This is a genomic window from Agrobacterium pusense, from assembly GCF_900102105.1.
In the GTDB taxonomy this organism is placed as follows: Bacteria; Pseudomonadota; Alphaproteobacteria; order Rhizobiales; family Rhizobiaceae; genus Agrobacterium; species Agrobacterium pusense.
Window position 1 is genome coordinate 304,934 of sequence record NZ_FNBB01000003.1, and the last position, 14,280, is coordinate 319,213.

15 protein-coding genes are annotated in these 14,280 nt (G+C 60.1%); 5 read left to right on the forward strand and 10 right to left on the reverse strand.

What is annotated here, in order from left to right; all coding sequences use genetic code 11:
* Positions 1 to 67 precede the first annotated feature (67 nt).
* Positions 68 to 1,468 (reverse strand): argininosuccinate lyase, encoded by a 1,401-nt coding sequence (argH, locus tag BLU28_RS10455; protein ID WP_006697718.1) that lies wholly within the window; start codon positions 1,466 to 1,468, stop codon positions 68 to 70.
* A gap of 22 nt (positions 1,469 to 1,490) precedes the next feature.
* Between argH and tlpA the strand changes: the two genes are divergently transcribed.
* Complete coding sequence (gene tlpA / locus BLU28_RS10460; RefSeq protein WP_077985913.1) at positions 1,491 to 2,159, forward strand: thiol:disulfide interchange protein TlpA; 669 nt, start codon at positions 1,491 to 1,493, stop codon at positions 2,157 to 2,159.
* A gap of 58 nt (positions 2,160 to 2,217) precedes the next feature.
* On the opposite strand, the gene BLU28_RS10465 is transcribed toward tlpA, so the two are convergent.
* The 7 genes from BLU28_RS10465 to BLU28_RS10495 form a co-directional block, all read right to left on the reverse strand.
* On the reverse strand, positions 2,218 to 3,099 hold the full coding sequence (locus BLU28_RS10465) for a 3-hydroxybutyryl-CoA dehydrogenase (protein ID WP_077985762.1): 882 nt from the start codon (positions 3,097 to 3,099) through the stop codon (positions 2,218 to 2,220).
* A gap of 114 nt (positions 3,100 to 3,213) precedes the next feature.
* Positions 3,214 to 4,143 (reverse strand): electron transfer flavoprotein subunit alpha/FixB family protein, encoded by a 930-nt coding sequence (locus BLU28_RS10470; RefSeq protein WP_006697715.1) that lies wholly within the window; start codon positions 4,141 to 4,143, stop codon positions 3,214 to 3,216.
* A 25-nt stretch (positions 4,144 to 4,168) separates the two neighbouring features.
* Positions 4,169 to 4,915, reverse strand: a complete 747-nt coding sequence (locus BLU28_RS10475; RefSeq protein WP_022563006.1) for an electron transfer flavoprotein subunit beta/FixA family protein — start codon at positions 4,913 to 4,915, stop codon at positions 4,169 to 4,171.
* A gap of 180 nt (positions 4,916 to 5,095) precedes the next feature.
* Positions 5,096 to 5,869, reverse strand: coding sequence for a rhomboid family intramembrane serine protease (locus tag BLU28_RS10480; protein WP_035209118.1), 774 nt, complete (start codon positions 5,867 to 5,869; stop codon positions 5,096 to 5,098).
* A 32-nt stretch (positions 5,870 to 5,901) separates the two neighbouring features.
* Positions 5,902 to 6,480: a cob(I)yrinic acid a,c-diamide adenosyltransferase gene (locus BLU28_RS10485; protein WP_044459167.1), complete on the reverse strand. Its 579-nt coding sequence runs from the start codon at positions 6,478 to 6,480 to the stop codon at positions 5,902 to 5,904.
* 1 nt (position 6,481) lies between these two features.
* On the reverse strand, positions 6,482 to 6,679 hold the full coding sequence (locus BLU28_RS10490; protein WP_004445622.1) for a twin transmembrane helix small protein: 198 nt from the start codon (positions 6,677 to 6,679) through the stop codon (positions 6,482 to 6,484).
* A 16-nt stretch (positions 6,680 to 6,695) separates the two neighbouring features.
* Positions 6,696 to 7,529 carry an SDR family oxidoreductase gene (locus tag BLU28_RS10495; protein WP_077985761.1) on the reverse strand — a complete coding sequence of 278 codons (834 nt, stop codon included), beginning with the start codon at positions 7,527 to 7,529 and terminating at the stop codon, positions 6,696 to 6,698.
* A 176-nt stretch (positions 7,530 to 7,705) separates the two neighbouring features.
* Between BLU28_RS10495 and BLU28_RS10500 the strand changes: the two genes are divergently transcribed.
* Complete coding sequence (locus BLU28_RS10500) at positions 7,706 to 8,623, forward strand: YihY/virulence factor BrkB family protein (protein ID WP_004445618.1); 918 nt, start codon at positions 7,706 to 7,708, stop codon at positions 8,621 to 8,623.
* On the opposite strand, the gene gluQRS is transcribed toward BLU28_RS10500, so the two are convergent.
* Positions 8,591 to 9,490 (reverse strand): tRNA glutamyl-Q(34) synthetase GluQRS, encoded by a 900-nt coding sequence (gluQRS, locus tag BLU28_RS10505; RefSeq protein WP_077985760.1) that lies wholly within the window; start codon positions 9,488 to 9,490, stop codon positions 8,591 to 8,593. The genes BLU28_RS10500 and gluQRS overlap by 33 nt on opposite strands.
* Before the next feature lie 39 nt (positions 9,491 to 9,529).
* Here gluQRS and BLU28_RS10510 point away from each other — a divergent pair, with 39 nt between their 5' ends.
* Complete coding sequence (locus BLU28_RS10510) at positions 9,530 to 10,186, forward strand: DNA-3-methyladenine glycosylase family protein (RefSeq protein WP_175477682.1); 657 nt, start codon at positions 9,530 to 9,532, stop codon at positions 10,184 to 10,186.
* Between the two features lie 6 nt (positions 10,187 to 10,192).
* Here BLU28_RS10510 and BLU28_RS10515 read toward each other — a convergent pair whose 3' ends face one another.
* Positions 10,193 to 11,611: a helix-turn-helix domain-containing protein gene (locus tag BLU28_RS10515; protein WP_004445612.1), complete on the reverse strand. Its 1,419-nt coding sequence runs from the start codon at positions 11,609 to 11,611 to the stop codon at positions 10,193 to 10,195.
* A 118-nt stretch (positions 11,612 to 11,729) separates the two neighbouring features.
* Here BLU28_RS10515 and BLU28_RS10520 point away from each other — a divergent pair, with 118 nt between their 5' ends.
* Positions 11,730 to 13,262 (forward strand): acyl-CoA carboxylase subunit beta, encoded by a 1,533-nt coding sequence (locus BLU28_RS10520; protein ID WP_022562997.1) that lies wholly within the window; start codon positions 11,730 to 11,732, stop codon positions 13,260 to 13,262.
* Between the two features lie 102 nt (positions 13,263 to 13,364).
* The gene (gene yghU, locus BLU28_RS10525) at positions 13,365 to 14,261 is read left to right on the forward strand and encodes a glutathione-dependent disulfide-bond oxidoreductase (protein ID WP_077985759.1); all 897 of its coding nucleotides are present in this window, start codon (positions 13,365 to 13,367) and stop codon (positions 14,259 to 14,261) included.
* Positions 14,262 to 14,280: the final 19 nt, after the last annotated feature.

Genomic DNA, 14,280 nt, shown 5'->3' on the forward strand with positions numbered 1-14,280 from the left:
CTCTGATAACGAAAAACAGGGCGCTTGTGCACCCTGTTTCTTGTGATCGCAGCGTAACGCAGATTTATCAGTTGCGTCCGCGCCACCAGGCGATCTGCTTGCGTACCTCCGAAGGAGCCGTGCCGCCGAAGCTTGTGCGACTAGCGACCGATGCTTCCACCGAAAGAACATCGAAAACGCTATCGGTGATGCCGGGGTGGATGGCCTGCAATTCCTCCAGCGAAAGATCGGCGAGATCGCAGCCTTTCTTTTCCGCCAGCGCCACGGCATTGCCGGTCACATGGTGGGCATCGCGGAAGGGCAGACCTGCTTCTCGCACCAGCCAGTCGGCCAGATCGGTCGCGGTGGAATAACCTGAACCCGCCGCTGCGCGCATGCGGTCCTTGCGTACTTCGAGGTCGCGGATCATGCCGGTCATGGCGGCGATCGCCAGTTCCAGGCTTTCGGCGGCGTCGAAAACCTGTTCCTTGTCTTCCTGCATGTCCTTGGAATAGGCGAGCGGCAGACCCTTCATCACGGTGAGGAGAGCGATCAGCGAGCCGTTGATGCGGCCGGTCTTGGCGCGCACCAGCTCAGCGGCATCAGGGTTCTTCTTCTGCGGCATGATCGACGAGCCTGTGGAAAAGGCGTCCGACAGCCGGATGAAACCAAATTGCGGCGTCGACCAGATGACGATCTCTTCGGCAAGACGCGACAGATGCGTGGCGCAGATGGAGGCTATCGACAGGAATTCCAGCGCGAAATCGCGGTCGGACACGGTGTCGATGGAGTTGCGGGTCGGCTCGCGGAAACCGAGCGCCTTGGCCGTCATGTGGCGATCAATCGGATAGCCGGTGCCGGCAAGGGCAGCCGCACCAATCGGGCTTTCGTCCATGTGCTCGATGGCGTGGCGTACGCGGGCGCGGTCACGGCCGAACATTTCCACATAGGCCATGCAATGATGGCCGAAGGTGACAGGCTGCGCCGTCTGCAAATGCGTGAAGCCGGGCATCACCGTATCGGCGTTTTCCTCGGCGCGGTCGAGGAAGGCAGCGATGAGCGCCGTCAGCATGCCTTCGGTCTTCTGCAATTCTTCCTTGACCCACAGGCGGAAATCGAGCGCCACCTGGTCGTTGCGCGAGCGGGCGGTGTGCAGACGGCCGGCTGCCGGGCCGATGAGGGTGGCAAGCCGCGCTTCGATATTCATGTGAATATCTTCGAGCTTGCGGGAGAATTCGAAGCTGCCGGATTCGATCTCTGACAGGATCGTGTTCAGGCCCTCGGTGATCTTGTCTTTATCTTCAGGCGAAATAATGCCTTTAGATGCCAGCATGGCGGCATGCGCCATAGAGCCGCGGATATCCTGGGCGTAAAGTTTCTTGTCGAAGCCGATGGAGGCATTTATCTCTTCCATGATGGCAGATGGCCCGGAAGCGAAACGCCCGCCCCACATCTGGTTGGAGGATTTCTGATCTGTGCCGTCAGCCATGTGTGATGCCCTGGAGTATTCGATGACAGAGAAAAGGCCGTTCAGGCTTCCTTCCGCCAAATTGGTTGCAATTGCTGCCGTTGCCGGTGTGCTCGCCGGTGCAGGCGCGGTCTGGTTCAGGCATATTGGGTCTGAGAGCCCGGTTCAAGGGGCAGCGGTGGCCGACGCCGGTTTATGTGAAGGTGCGGCGAACCGCATTGCCACGCTGAAACCCTTTCTGAAGGGCCAGGTGGCGGCTATGTCGGCGGCAGACACCCCGCGCGTTATTCCGCTCTCCTTCAAAGGGTCGGAGGGGAAAGATATGAGCCTTGCCGATCTCAAGGGTAAAGCGGTGCTGCTCAATCTCTGGGCGACGTGGTGCGTGCCCTGCCGGGAAGAAATGCCGGCGCTGAACGCGCTGGAGAAGGAAATGGGCGGTAACGGCTTTGAAGTCGTGGCTGTTAACATCGATACGGGCGGGGATGAAAAGCCGAAAGCCTTCATGGACGAATACAAGATCGATTCCCTGAAGCACTATCGCGACAGTTCCATGGGCGTCTTCAACGTTCTGAAAAAGGAAGGTCTCGCTTTCGGCCTGCCGGCCACCCTGCTGCTGGATGAAAACGGCTGTCTTCTCGCAGCGATGAACGGGCCGGCGGCGTGGGATAGCGAAGATGCCAAGGCGTTGGTGACGGCCGCAACATCCAGGTAGCTTTGAGTTTTCGGCTTGGGGGAGAGATATTTCCTCTCCCTCAGCACAAGGTCGATTTTTACCGCGTCGGAACCGGCGTCTCACCCCGATAATCGTAAAAACCACGGCCGGATTTGCGGCCGAGCCAGCCGGCTTCAACATATTTCACCAGCAGCGGGCAGGGGCGGTATTTGCTGTCGGAGAGGCCGTCATGCAGCACCTGCATGATCGATAAACAGGTATCGAGACCGATGAAGTCTGCGAGTTGCAGCGGTCCCATCGGGTGGTTTGCGCCGAGGCGCATGGCGGTGTCGATGGCTTCCACCGAACCGACGCCCTCATAAAGCGTATAGATCGCCTCATTGATCATCGGCAGCAGGATACGGTTGACGATGAAGGCCGGGAAATCTTCGGCAACGGTGATCGCCTTTTCGAGCGTCCGCACATAGTCCTTGGCCGCATCGAAGGTCTTTTCATTGGTCGCGATGCCGCGCACCAGTTCCACCAGTTTCATGACCGGCACCGGGTTCATGAAGTGGATGCCCATGAACTGTTCCGGACGGTCGGTGGCAGAGGCAAGCCGGGTGATGGAAAGTGAAGACGTGTTGGTGGCGAGAAGCGCCTCCCGCTTCAGGACCGGGCAGATCTGCGCATAGATCTTGCGCTTGATCTCTTCGTTCTCGGTGGCAGCCTCGATGACGAGGTCCATGGGTGCCAGATCGTTGACATCGGTCGAACCGCTGATGAGCGCCAGGGCCTGCTTGCGGGCCTCGTCGGAAAGCTTGCCGTTGGTGACCTGGCGCGCGAGATTGCCGTTGATGGTGGCAAGGCCGGCCTCGATGCCGTCTTTGGAAAGATCGTAAATATGAACCCTGTAGCCGGCAACCGCAGAGACATGTGCGATGCCGCACCCCATCTGACCGGCTCCGATGACACCGATGTTCTTAAAGGGGGCGGTCATATGCTGTTCTCCCATGTGCTGCATGTGCAAATTCGCTGGCGATGTTACGCATATCGCCGAAAAAGAGAAGGCGGCGCGTTCAAAAAACGCGCCGCCTTCATCATCTATTTGAAATTAGAGGGCCTTTTGCAGTTCCGGCAATGCCTCGAAGAGGTCCGCCACAAGGCCGTAATCGGCAACCTGGAAGATCGGCGCTTCTTCGTCCTTGTTGATGGCGACGATGACCTTGCTGTCCTTCATGCCGGCCAGATGCTGGATGGCACCGGAAATGCCCGCCGCGATGTAAAGCTGTGGGGCGACGACCTTGCCGGTCTGGCCCACCTGCCAGTCATTCGGCGCATAGCCGGCATCGACGGCAGCGCGCGATGCACCAACGGCAGCACCGAGCTTGTCGGCGACAGGAAGGATGACTTCCTTGAATTTTTCCGAAGAACCGAGAGCACGGCCACCCGAGATGATGATCTTCGCCGAGGTCAGTTCCGGACGGTCGGACGAGGCCAGTGCATCAGAAACGAAAGAGGAGACGCCGGGGTTTTCGGCGGCGGCGATCGTCTCGACCGCTGCCGAACCGCCTTCTGCCGCTGCCGCAAAGGCCGTCGGGCGAACGGTGATGACCTTCTTGCCATCGGTTGCCTGAACGGTCTGGATGGCATTGCCGGCATAGATCGGGCGCTTGAAGGTATCCGGGCTGACAACTTCGATGATTTCCGAGACCTGAGCCACGTCGAGAAGCGCAGCAACACGCGGCGTGACGTTCTTTGCCGAGGCGGTCGCAGGAGCGATGATGACGTCATAGGACGGGGCAAGCGAAACGATCAGCGCCGCCAGCGGTTCCGCCAGCTGGTTTGCATAGGATGCATCGTCGGCAAGCAGCACCTTGGAAACACCGGAAAGTTTTGCTGCGGCGTCGGCAGCGCCCCTGGCGCCGGATCCGGCGACCAGCACATGGACGTCGCCGCCAATCTGAGTTGCCGCCGTCAGGGTCTTTGCCGTCAGGTCGGAAAGGGTTGCGTTGTCGTGTTCTGCCAGAAGAAGAATGGCCATGAGAATATCTCCCTTTTCCGAAACCTTAGAGGACGCCGTCGGCTTTGAGCTTTTCGACCAGCTCGGCAACCGAGCCCACCTTGATGCCGGCCTTGCGGCCCGCCGGCTCTTCGGTCTTCAACACCTTCAGGCGCGGCGAAACATCGACGCCGAAATCGGCCGGAGCCTTCTTGTCGAGCGGCTTCTTTTTCGCCTTCATGATGTTCGGCAGCGAGGCATAACGCGGCTCGTTCAAACGAAGATCGGTGGTGACGACAGCGGGAAGCTTCAGTTCCACGGTCTGCAGGCCGCCATCGACTTCGCGGGTCACCGCAACCTTGCCGTCGGCAGGCACGACCTTTGAGGCGAAGGTGCCCTGGCCCCAGCCGAGGAGGGCCGCAAGCATCTGGCCGGTCTGGTTCGAGTCGTCATCGATCGCCTGCTTGCCGACAATGACTAGACCGGGCTGCTCAGCCTCGGCCACGCCCTTCAGGAGCTTGGCGACAGCGAGCGGCTCGACCGTTTCATCGGTCTCGATCAGGATGGCGCGATCGGCACCCATCGCAAGCGCGGTGCGCAGCGTTTCTTCCGCCTTGGCAGGTCCAATGGAGACGACGACGACTTCTTCAGCCTTGCCGGCTTCCTTCAGGCGAAGGGCCTCTTCCACCGAGATTTCGTCGAACGGGTTCATCGACATCTTCACATTGGCAAGCTCAACGCCAGAACCATCCGCCTTCACGCGGATCTTCACGTTGTAATCGACGACTCGTTTAACGGGGACAAGGATTTTCATCGGCGGCTTTCCTCAAACTCCTGTCCGCTTGGCAATGCCGAGCGGACCTCCAAAAACAGGTTGGCGACATGGATAAGCATTTTTCCCGCAATTACAACGGAGCAATCTTCATTATCGCATGCACACAAGGCATATCTTACGTTGACGTTAACGTAAATACTCTATCTCTGACGTGACCTCTCATCTACCCCCGTCATAGCCGCGTTCGATTTGCGACAACCCCGCCGTTTGCGACGTATTTTTGAACTGCGCCGCCCTCGGCGGGACAATGGTGCGATCAAACAGGGGAACGCCCCGTCTGCGCATGAAAATTACCATGATGGCGCCCGCCAAGATGCCGCCGACATGCGCGCCCCAGGAGACATTCTCTTCCAGCCCGAGCGCCAGCATCAGGAACTGCTGGCCGATCCACAGCGCCAGGGGAATGAAGGCGGGCAGTGGAAGCGGAATGCGCATGAGGACCAGCACCCAGACGCGCACTTTTGGATGCAGCAGGAAATAGGCCGCGACGACGCCGGAAACCGCACCCGAGGCACCGATCAGTGGTCCTTCCGAGGTGGGTGAGACGAAACCGTGAAACAGCGCGCCGGCGATGGCACAGGCGAGATAGAAGATCAGGAAACGAAAATGGCCGAGCGCATCCTCGACATTGTCGCCGAAGACCCAGAGAAACAGCATGTTGCCGGCCAGATGCCAGAAATCGAGATGAAGAAAGGCATAGGTGATGGCAGTGAGGTCATCAGGCACGACCTGCAGGGCGGGTTCCAGATAGGCGTAATCGAACACCACGGCGGGAATGAAGCCGAGGCCGAGGGCAGCGGCATTGGCTTCGGTGTCGCTGGCCAGCACGCCGGTAAACAGCCAGACCAGCACGTTGACCACGATCAGGCCGATGGTGACATATTGCAGCCGGATATGCTTGAGGGAATTCGCATCGTGCAGCGGTATGAACATCGAACGCCCTTTGGTTGCGTCGTTGAAACGCCTTAGCGGTTCTTGCCCGGAACCCACAATATGTCGGCCTTGCCGGCATCATTGGCGAAACGGGCCGCGACAAACAGGAAGTCGGAGAGGCGATTGGCATATTTGATGGCGGCCGGGCTGACGATCTCATTCTCGGTGACGGAAAGCTCCACCATCAGCCTTTCTGCGCGCCGGCAAACCGTGCGTGCCAAATGCAGATTTGCCGCCGCGGCGCTGCCGCCCGGCAGCACGAAGGACGTCAACGGTTCGAGGGTGGCGTTGAGGTCGTCGATTTCGCTTTCCAGCCGTGTGACCTGGCTTTCGACTATACGCAACGGTTCGTAAGGCAGCGGTTCGTCATCGTCAGGCGTGGCAAGATCGGCGCCGAGGTCGAAAAGATCGTTCTGGATGCGGAAAAGCATGGCATCCAGCTTTTCCAGCCCGGCCGTGTGAAGCCGCGCGACACCGATGGCCGAATTGGTCTCGTCCACCGTGCCGTAGGCTTCGACGCGCAGATCGTGCTTCGGTCGGCGCGGGCCGGAAACCAGCGCCGTCGTGCCCTTGTCGCCGGTGCGGGTGTAGATCTTGTTCAGCTTCACCATGTCAGCGGCCGCCTCCGGTGAGCCAGAGGGTGAGCATGATCAGAGCGATGGCAATGGCCTGCAGAAGCAGGCGAAGCTGCATCAGCTTGTTGGACCGGTTGGCGTCCTGTCCCTTCAGCATGTTGAAGAGGCCGCGTATCAACACGATGACGACAAGCCCCATGACGATAAGGGCCAGAACGGTGGTGAAGCCGGACATGCGGTATTACTCCTCCTCAATCGAATCTGCGCAGCAGACGATAGAAAAGTCCGGCAGGCAAGAGCCGTTTCAGCATAAGCCCCTGTTTGGCCGGAACGGTAACGGGATAATGTGGTTTCGGCCTTGCAGCCGTCAGGGCGTGTTTCAGCACGGCATAAACGGCATCCGGGCCGAGCTTGTGACGGTTGACGGGGCCGGAACCATCCATACGCGCCAGCTGGCGTTTATATTCTGCCGCATGGGCCGAGTTTTCGAGATCGATATGCTCATTGATATGAGCAAGCGCCGTCGCGGTGAATTTCGACGTGATCGGGCCGGGTTCGATCAGGCTGACATGGATACCGCTGTCCTGAAGCTCCATGCGCAGGGTGACCCCCAGCCCCTCAAGCGCGAATTTCGAAGCGGTGTAGGCACCGCGATAGCGATAGGGTACAAGCCCTAGAATGGACGAGCAATGCACGATGCGGCCCGCACCACGCGCCCGCATAAAGGGAATGACCCGCCGCGTCAGATCGTGCCAGCCGAAGACATTGGTTTCGAACTGGGCTCTCAGCGCTTCGACCGGCAGGTCCTCCACCGCGCCCGGCTGGCCATAGGCGCCATTGTTGAAAAGCGCATCGATGCGGCCGCCGGTGCGGGCGGCGACGGTGTCCACCAGCGCGGCGATGGTTTCGGGCTTGGTGTAATCCATGATCAGGGTTTCTATGCCCTGATTTTCGAGGGCTGCCATGTCAGCGATGCGCCGCACGGTGGCAAAGACCCGCCAGCCGTCCCGGTGGACAGCGCCGGCGCAATAGGCGCCGATGCCCGAGGAGCAGCCGGTGATGATGATGACCGGTCTTTCAGACATGTTCCGCCCCGCCAATGGTCTTTGCGCCAAGGTGCGCTCAGGTTTACAAAATTAAATTGCGCGAAATCCTTTTCGTTCATGGAACCGAAAGCCGGCCTTGCGCGCTGTACAAAACGAAGCTGATTTCCCATATTCGGGGCGAAGTTACAAATGAAATGCCGATGAATGGAGGCGACATGGTTGCCGCAGTGCGCCTGGCAGGCAAGGTTGCCTTCGATGCCTATTCCCATTTCGCCGAGGATGACGGCTGGGCGATGGCGAGCCACATGGCGCTGTCCATCCTGCTGGCGCTGTTTCCGTTCCTGATCTTCGGCACGGCGCTGGCCGGTTTTCTGGGCGCCGACCAGTTCTCAGAAACGGCGGTGCATCTGATTTTCGACACCTGGCCGGAAGCAATTGCCGGTCCGCTGGCAGCTCAGGTGCAGCAGGTTCTCACCATCCCGCGCGGCGGCCTGCTGACGATTTCGGTACTGGCGGCTGCATACTTCGCCTCGAACGGCGTCGAGGCGCTGCGCATTTCGCTGAACCGCGCCTATCGCGTCACGGAAACGCGCTGGTGGTATGTGACCCGGCTGCTCAGCCTGCTTTATGTCCTGATTGCCGTTGTGGTCTTTGCCGGCATCAGCACCGTGCTCGTCGCCGTGCCGGTCGCCATGTCCTTCGCCGAACGGCGGTTTCCGTGGCTGACGGATGTGCTGAACACCATTTCCAGCCTCGGCCTTTATGGCACCATCGTGGTGCTGACGGCGGGGCTGGTGGCGGCGCATCTGTGGCTACCCGCAGGCAAGCGCCGCATCTGGGATGTCTGGCCGGGTATTTTGCTGACGATGATATTCTGGGTCATCGGCGCGGCTATCTTCGCCTATTATCTCTCCACCTTCGCCAATTATGCCGCCACCTATGCCGGTCTCGCCTCCGTCATGGTGGTTCTGGTGTTCCTTTATATGGTCGGCGTCATCTTCATGCTCGGCGCGGAGGTGAATGCCGCGTTGATGAAATACAAGGTCCGGCAGATTATCCGCCGTAACATCGGCGGCAATGGCGCGCGTCGCGGGCAGGCGCTAGAGGAGGCCGACAAGCCGGCGGATATCTGAGGGCGTCGCTCCTTCGGCGCGAAGGGCGGAAAGCCCGGTACTGCCTCCGCTTTTCGAAAGCTTGCGCCCGTCCGTGCCCAGAATCAGCCGGTGATGATGATAAGCGGGCTGCGGTAGGTCCAGCAGCTGCTGCAGCAGCCGGTGGATGGCGGTGGCATGGAAGAGATCCATGCCGCGCACCACATGGGTGATCCCCTGCAGTGCATCGTCAACCACAACGGAAAGATGATAGCTCGAAGGCGCGTCGGAACGCGACAGCACCACATCGCCCCAGAGCGCGGGCAGGGCCTCGATCTGCCCCGTCACCCCGTCGCCGCTCTCCTGCCAGAACAGAGGGGTGCGGGCGGCGCGGATCGCCTTGTCCGTGTCGAGCCGCCAGGCGTGTTGCCGGCCGGATGCGAGCAGGGCCGCCCGTTCCGCCTTCGGTCTCTCGCGGTCGACGGACGGATAGAGCGGCGCTCCGTCAGGATCGCGCGGCCATATCCCGCCTTCCGCTTCGAAGGCACCGACAATGGCCCTGGTTTCGCCACGGCTGAGAAAGGCAGGATAGGCAAGATCCGCCTCGATCAGCCTGTGCAGCGCCATCCGGTACTCATCGAAATGCTCCGATTGTCGCCGCACTGGCTCTTCCCAAGAGAGTTCCAGCCAGCCGAGATCATCATAGATCGCCTGCTCCAGCTGCGGCGTGCAGCGCGTCTGGTCTATATCCTCTATACGCAGCAGAAAGCGGCCGCCATTGTCCAGCGCCATGTCATGGTTCAGGAATGCGGAAAACGCATGGCCGAGATGCAGCGGGCCGTTGGGGCTTGGCGCGAAACGGTAAACCGGTTTTTGACGGATGGATGAAGGCATGGTTTCTTCTGCCATGTTTTAATGCACCCCGCCAGCGGGCTGGCGGCATATGGAATGACCGACATGAAAATCATCACCGGGATGGATGACATCAGCGAAGGACTGGAGCATCTCGCCCGCCTCGACCCCGCACTTGCGCCTGTCATTGAGATAGCCGGTCCGCTGGAACTGCGCATCCACGAGCCCGGCTTTGCCGGCCTTGCTCATATCGTCGTCTCGCAGATGGTGTCGCGCGCCAGTGCCAATGCCATCTGGGCGCGTATCATCGCCGGCACCGGCGGCGCGGTCACGGCGGAAAATTATCTCGCCGCACCGGAGGAGTTGCGCGCCACCTTCGGCCTTTCGCGCGCCAAGGCGACGACGCTGGAAGGACTGGCTCGCGCCGTTACCGAAGGACAGATCGACCTTGACGGCGTGGTGCGCAAGGAGGGGAGTGCAGCCCTTTCTGAACTCGTGGCGCTTCGTGGCATAGGCCCATGGACGGCCGAGGTCTATCTGATGTTCTGCGGAGGCCATCCGGATATCTTTCCCGTTGGCGATGTGGCGCTGAGATCAGCGGTGGCACATGCGCTCGATCTGGAGATCAGGCCGGAAGCGAAATGGCTCGCGGAACGCGCGACGCTCTGGTCGCCATGGCGCTCCGTCGCCGCCCGGCTTTTCTGGGGTTATTACGCCAACATCATGCGGCGCGCGATGGTGCCACTGCCCTGAGCGGGGTCAAAAATCGGCAATCCGATAGGGCAGGGCGCCGCGTGAAAGATGATCGAAATGCAGCTTGCGTTTCAGCGGCGGCACGGCGCGCTGCACGCAATCCACCCTTTCGCACACCCGACAGGAAATGCCGATCGGTTTGAAGGAAGCCGCATTGCCGAGATCGAGCGTGTCGGCGTAGACGAAATTCTGCGCATGGGAAATCTCGCAGCCGAGTGCGATGGCGTAACGCGGCCTTTCCGTATTGAAACCGGCGCCGGCCTTTTCGATCTGGGTGGCGATGGAAAGATAGCGCACGCCGTCAGGTGTTTCCGCCAGCTGCCGCACGATCCTGTCGGAGCTTTCGAAAGCCTGATGGATATTCCACAGCGGACAGGCCGCGCCGAACCGGGCAAATTGCAGCCGCGTGGCGCTGTGGCGTTTGGTGATGTTGCCGGCGCGGTCGATCTTGGCGAAAAAGATGGGTACGCCCTTCATGCCGGGTCGCTGCAGGGTGCTCAGACGGTGGGCCACCTGCTCAAGGCTCGCGCCAAAACGCACGGCGAGAAGTTCGAGATCATGGCGCAGTTCCTGTGCCGCCCGGTGAAATTGCCCATAGGGCAGGATGAGCGCTGCGGCAAAATAATTGTGCAGTCCGATACGACAGATTTCGGCCGCTTCCGTGTTGCGGAAACCGGCGCCGGCCAGCACCCTGTCCACCGTCGGGCCGGCGTGAAGCTGGGCGATCTGCAACGCGAGCTGAAAACAGCGGGTGGATGCGGCCATGTAGGAACTGAGGGCGAGCGTTTTGCCGACAGGATCGAAATGCCGGATCAGCCCGCCTGCCGCCGCGGTTCTTGTGATATGGATGCCGTAACGGTTCCTGAGATGCGCTGACAGAATGCTGTCGGTCTCGCCTCCCTCGATCTCCAGTTCCTGCGCCAGCTCCTCGGCCAGAAGATCAATCTCGGCAACGTAATTGTCGACGAAGTGAAAGAAATCGCGGACCTCCTCATAGGGGGTTCTTTCAACCTGTGCGGTGCCGCGGCCCAGGCGGTCATCCAGTTGCACCAGCTGTTCGCTGTTCTGGCGATAGGCCTGATGGGCCCGCAGCAGCGCATGGGCAAAACCAGGTGCGTTCTGGGCAATCAGCTTCAACTCCTGAAGCCCCGGCTCATAATTCATGAACAGCGGGTCCTTCAGCGCCTCGCGCACGGCGGAAACCAGCCGGTCGCTTTCGCCTGTCGCCAGTTCCGCCATGTCGAGCTGGAATTTTTCCACCAGCGTCACCAGAACGCTGGCCGAAACGGGGCGCTGGTTGTTTTCGATCTGGTTCAGATAGCTCGCGGAAATGCCCAGCCGTTCGGCAAATTGCGCCTGCGTGGCGCGGGCATTTTCGCGAAGGCCGCGCACCTTGCGGCCGATGAAGAGTTTTTCCGTCGCCATGTTGCAACTTTGCAAAATTAAATATTGCAAATATTTATGGCACGCATACGCGCACGATCAAGGCTTCTGGCAGAGTATTTTCTGGGTTATTGATCTTGGCATAACGCATGGAGGATACATGCCCGGCATTCTGGAGCAGTTGGAAACGCGGCGGGAAGAGGCTCGGCTCGGTGGCGGCGTCAAGCGCATCGAGGCGCAGCACGCAAAGGGCAAGCTGACGGCGCGCGAGCGCATCGATGTGCTCTTGGATGAGGGTTCCTTCGAAGAATACGACATGTATGTCACCCACCGAGCGGTGGATTTCGGCATGGCGGGCCAGAAGATCGCGGGCGATGGCGTCGTGACCGGGTGGGGCACCATCAATGGCCGGCAGGTCTATGTGTTTTCCCAGGATTTTACCGTGCTCGGCGGTTCGCTATCCGAGACCCATGCGCAGAAAATCTGCAAGATCATGGATATGGCGGTGCGTAACGGCGCGCCTGTTATCGGCCTCAACGACAGCGGCGGCGCGCGCATTCAGGAAGGCGTGGCCTCGCTTGGCGGTTATGCCGATGTCTTCAAGCGCAATGTCGTCGCCTCCGGCGTCGTGCCACAGATCTCCGTCATCATGGGGCCATGTGCGGGTGGTGCGGTTTATTCGCCTGCCATGACCGATTTCATCTTCATGGTGCGCGATACCTCCTACATGTTCGTGACGGGGCCGGATGTGGTGAAGACGGTGACGAACGAGATCGTCACGGCCGAAGAACTGGGCGGCGCCTCGACCCATACCAAAAAATCCTCCGTCGCTGACGGCGCTTACGAAAACGACATCGAGACGCTGGAGCATGTGCGGCTGCTGTTCGATTTCCTGCCGCTCAACAATCGCGAAAAGCCGCCGGTGCGGCCGTTCCACGACGATCCGGCGCGCCTGGAAGCGCGGCTCGATACGCTGATCCCTGACAGTTCCAACAAGCCCTATGATATGAAGGAGCTGATCCACGCGCTGGCCGACGAGGGCGATTTCTTCGAATTGCAGGAGGCCTTTGCCCGAAACATCATCACCGGCTTCATTCGTCTCGAAGGCCAGACGGTCGGCGTCGTCGCCAATCAGCCGATGGTGCTGGCCGGCTGCCTCGATATCGACAGTTCGCGCAAGGCCGCCCGCTTCGTGCGCTTCTGCGACGCCTTCAACATTCCGTTGCTGACGCTGGTGGATGTGCCGGGTTTCCTGCCCGGCACGGCCCAGGAATATGGCGGCGTCATCAAGCACGGCGCGAAACTTCTCTTCGCCTATTCGGAGGCAACCGTACCGATGGTGACGCTGATTACCCGCAAGGCCTATGGCGGGGCTTACGACGTGATGGCCTCCAAACATATCGGCGCGGACGTCAACTACGCCTGGCCAACGGCCGAAATTGCCGTGATGGGTGCCAAGGGCGCGGCGGAAATCCTCTATCGTTCGGAGCTTGCCGATCCCGAGAAGATCGCTGCGCGCACAAGAGAGTATGAGGAGCGTTTCGCCAATCCCTTCGTCGCGGCGGAGCGCGGATTTATCGATGAGGTCATCATGCCGCATTCCTCGCGCCGCCGCATCGCCCGGGCGTTTGCGTCGCTGCGCAACAAGAGCGTGGAAACCCGCTGGAAGAAACACGACACCATTCCGCTCTGATCTGCTGAAGGGCTGGAAAAATGCTTCGGCCACCTTACTATATGGATGTTCAGGCGCCCGGATGTCCGGATGTCCTCTTGAAACGCACAAGGACACATTTTCATGGCCGAAAAATCCTCAGCAGATAATTTCCCCGTCGGATATGAAGTGCCCAAGGTCTGGACCTGGGACAAGGGCAATGGCGGCCAGTTCGCCAATATCAACCGGCCGATCGCCGGTCCCACCCATGAAAAGGAACTTCCCGTCGGCAAGCATCCGCTGCAGCTTTATTCGCTGGCGACGCCGAATGGCCAGAAGGTCACCATCATGCTGGAAGAATTGCTTGCTGCCGGCCACAAGGGCGCCGAATACGATGCCTGGCTCATCAAGATCGGCGAAGGCGACCAGTTCGGTTCCGGTTTTGTCGAGGTCAATCCGAACTCCAAGATCCCGGCGCTGATGGATTATTCGACGCCTGAGCCGACGCGCGTTTTCGAAAGCGGCTCCATCCTCGTTTACCTCGCGGAAAAATTCGGCGCCTTCCTGCCGAAAGACGGCAATGCACGCACGCAAGCGCTGAACTGGCTGTTCTGGCAGATGGGCTCCGCCCCCTTCCTCGGCGGTGGTTTCGGCCATTTTTATGCCTATGCGCCGATCAAGATCAAATACGCCATCGATCGTTACGCCATGGAAGTCAAACGCCAGCTCGACGTGCTGGATCGCCATCTCGCCAAAAACCGTTATCTCGCCGGTTCGGAATACACGATTGCCGACATGGCGGTGTGGCCGTGGTATGGCAAGATCGCGCTTGGCCAGGCATATGGCGATGCGGGTGCTTTCCTTGAAGCAGACGGTTATAAGAACGTCATGCGCTGGACGCTGGAAATCGGCGAACGCCCTGCTGTAAAACGCGGCGTGATCGTCAACAAGACCTCCGGCGATCCGTCTGAACAATTGCATGAACGCCACGATGCCTCCGACTTCGACACGAAGACGCAGGACAAGATCGGCAAGGCGTAACAGATACGAGAAGGACTAA

Coding starts and splice junctions, on each gene's coding strand:
- argH (WP_006697718.1), bottom strand. CDS start 1,468: ATGGCTGACGGCACAGATCAGAAATCCTCCAACCAGATGTGGGGCGGG.
- tlpA (WP_077985913.1), top strand. CDS start 1,491: ATGACAGAGAAAAGGCCGTTCAGGCTTCCTTCCGCCAAATTGGTTGCA.
- BLU28_RS10465 (WP_077985762.1), bottom strand. CDS start 3,099: ATGACCGCCCCCTTTAAGAACATCGGTGTCATCGGAGCCGGTCAGATG.
- BLU28_RS10470 (WP_006697715.1), bottom strand. CDS start 4,143: ATGGCCATTCTTCTTCTGGCAGAACACGACAACGCAACCCTTTCCGAC.
- BLU28_RS10475 (WP_022563006.1), bottom strand. CDS start 4,915: ATGAAAATCCTTGTCCCCGTTAAACGAGTCGTCGATTACAACGTGAAG.
- BLU28_RS10480 (WP_035209118.1), bottom strand. CDS start 5,869: ATGTTCATACCGCTGCACGATGCGAATTCCCTCAAGCATATCCGGCTG.
- BLU28_RS10485 (WP_044459167.1), bottom strand. CDS start 6,480: ATGGTGAAGCTGAACAAGATCTACACCCGCACCGGCGACAAGGGCACG.
- BLU28_RS10490 (WP_004445622.1), bottom strand. CDS start 6,679: ATGTCCGGCTTCACCACCGTTCTGGCCCTTATCGTCATGGGGCTTGTC.
- BLU28_RS10495 (WP_077985761.1), bottom strand. CDS start 7,529: ATGTCTGAAAGACCGGTCATCATCATCACCGGCTGCTCCTCGGGCATC.
- BLU28_RS10500 (WP_004445618.1), top strand. CDS start 7,706: ATGGTTGCCGCAGTGCGCCTGGCAGGCAAGGTTGCCTTCGATGCCTAT.
- gluQRS (WP_077985760.1), bottom strand. CDS start 9,490: ATGGCAGAAGAAACCATGCCTTCATCCATCCGTCAAAAACCGGTTTAC.
- BLU28_RS10510 (WP_175477682.1), top strand. CDS start 9,530: ATGACCGACATGAAAATCATCACCGGGATGGATGACATCAGCGAAGGA.
- BLU28_RS10515 (WP_004445612.1), bottom strand. CDS start 11,611: ATGGCGACGGAAAAACTCTTCATCGGCCGCAAGGTGCGCGGCCTTCGC.
- BLU28_RS10520 (WP_022562997.1), top strand. CDS start 11,730: ATGCCCGGCATTCTGGAGCAGTTGGAAACGCGGCGGGAAGAGGCTCGG.
- yghU (WP_077985759.1), top strand. CDS start 13,365: ATGGCCGAAAAATCCTCAGCAGATAATTTCCCCGTCGGATATGAAGTG.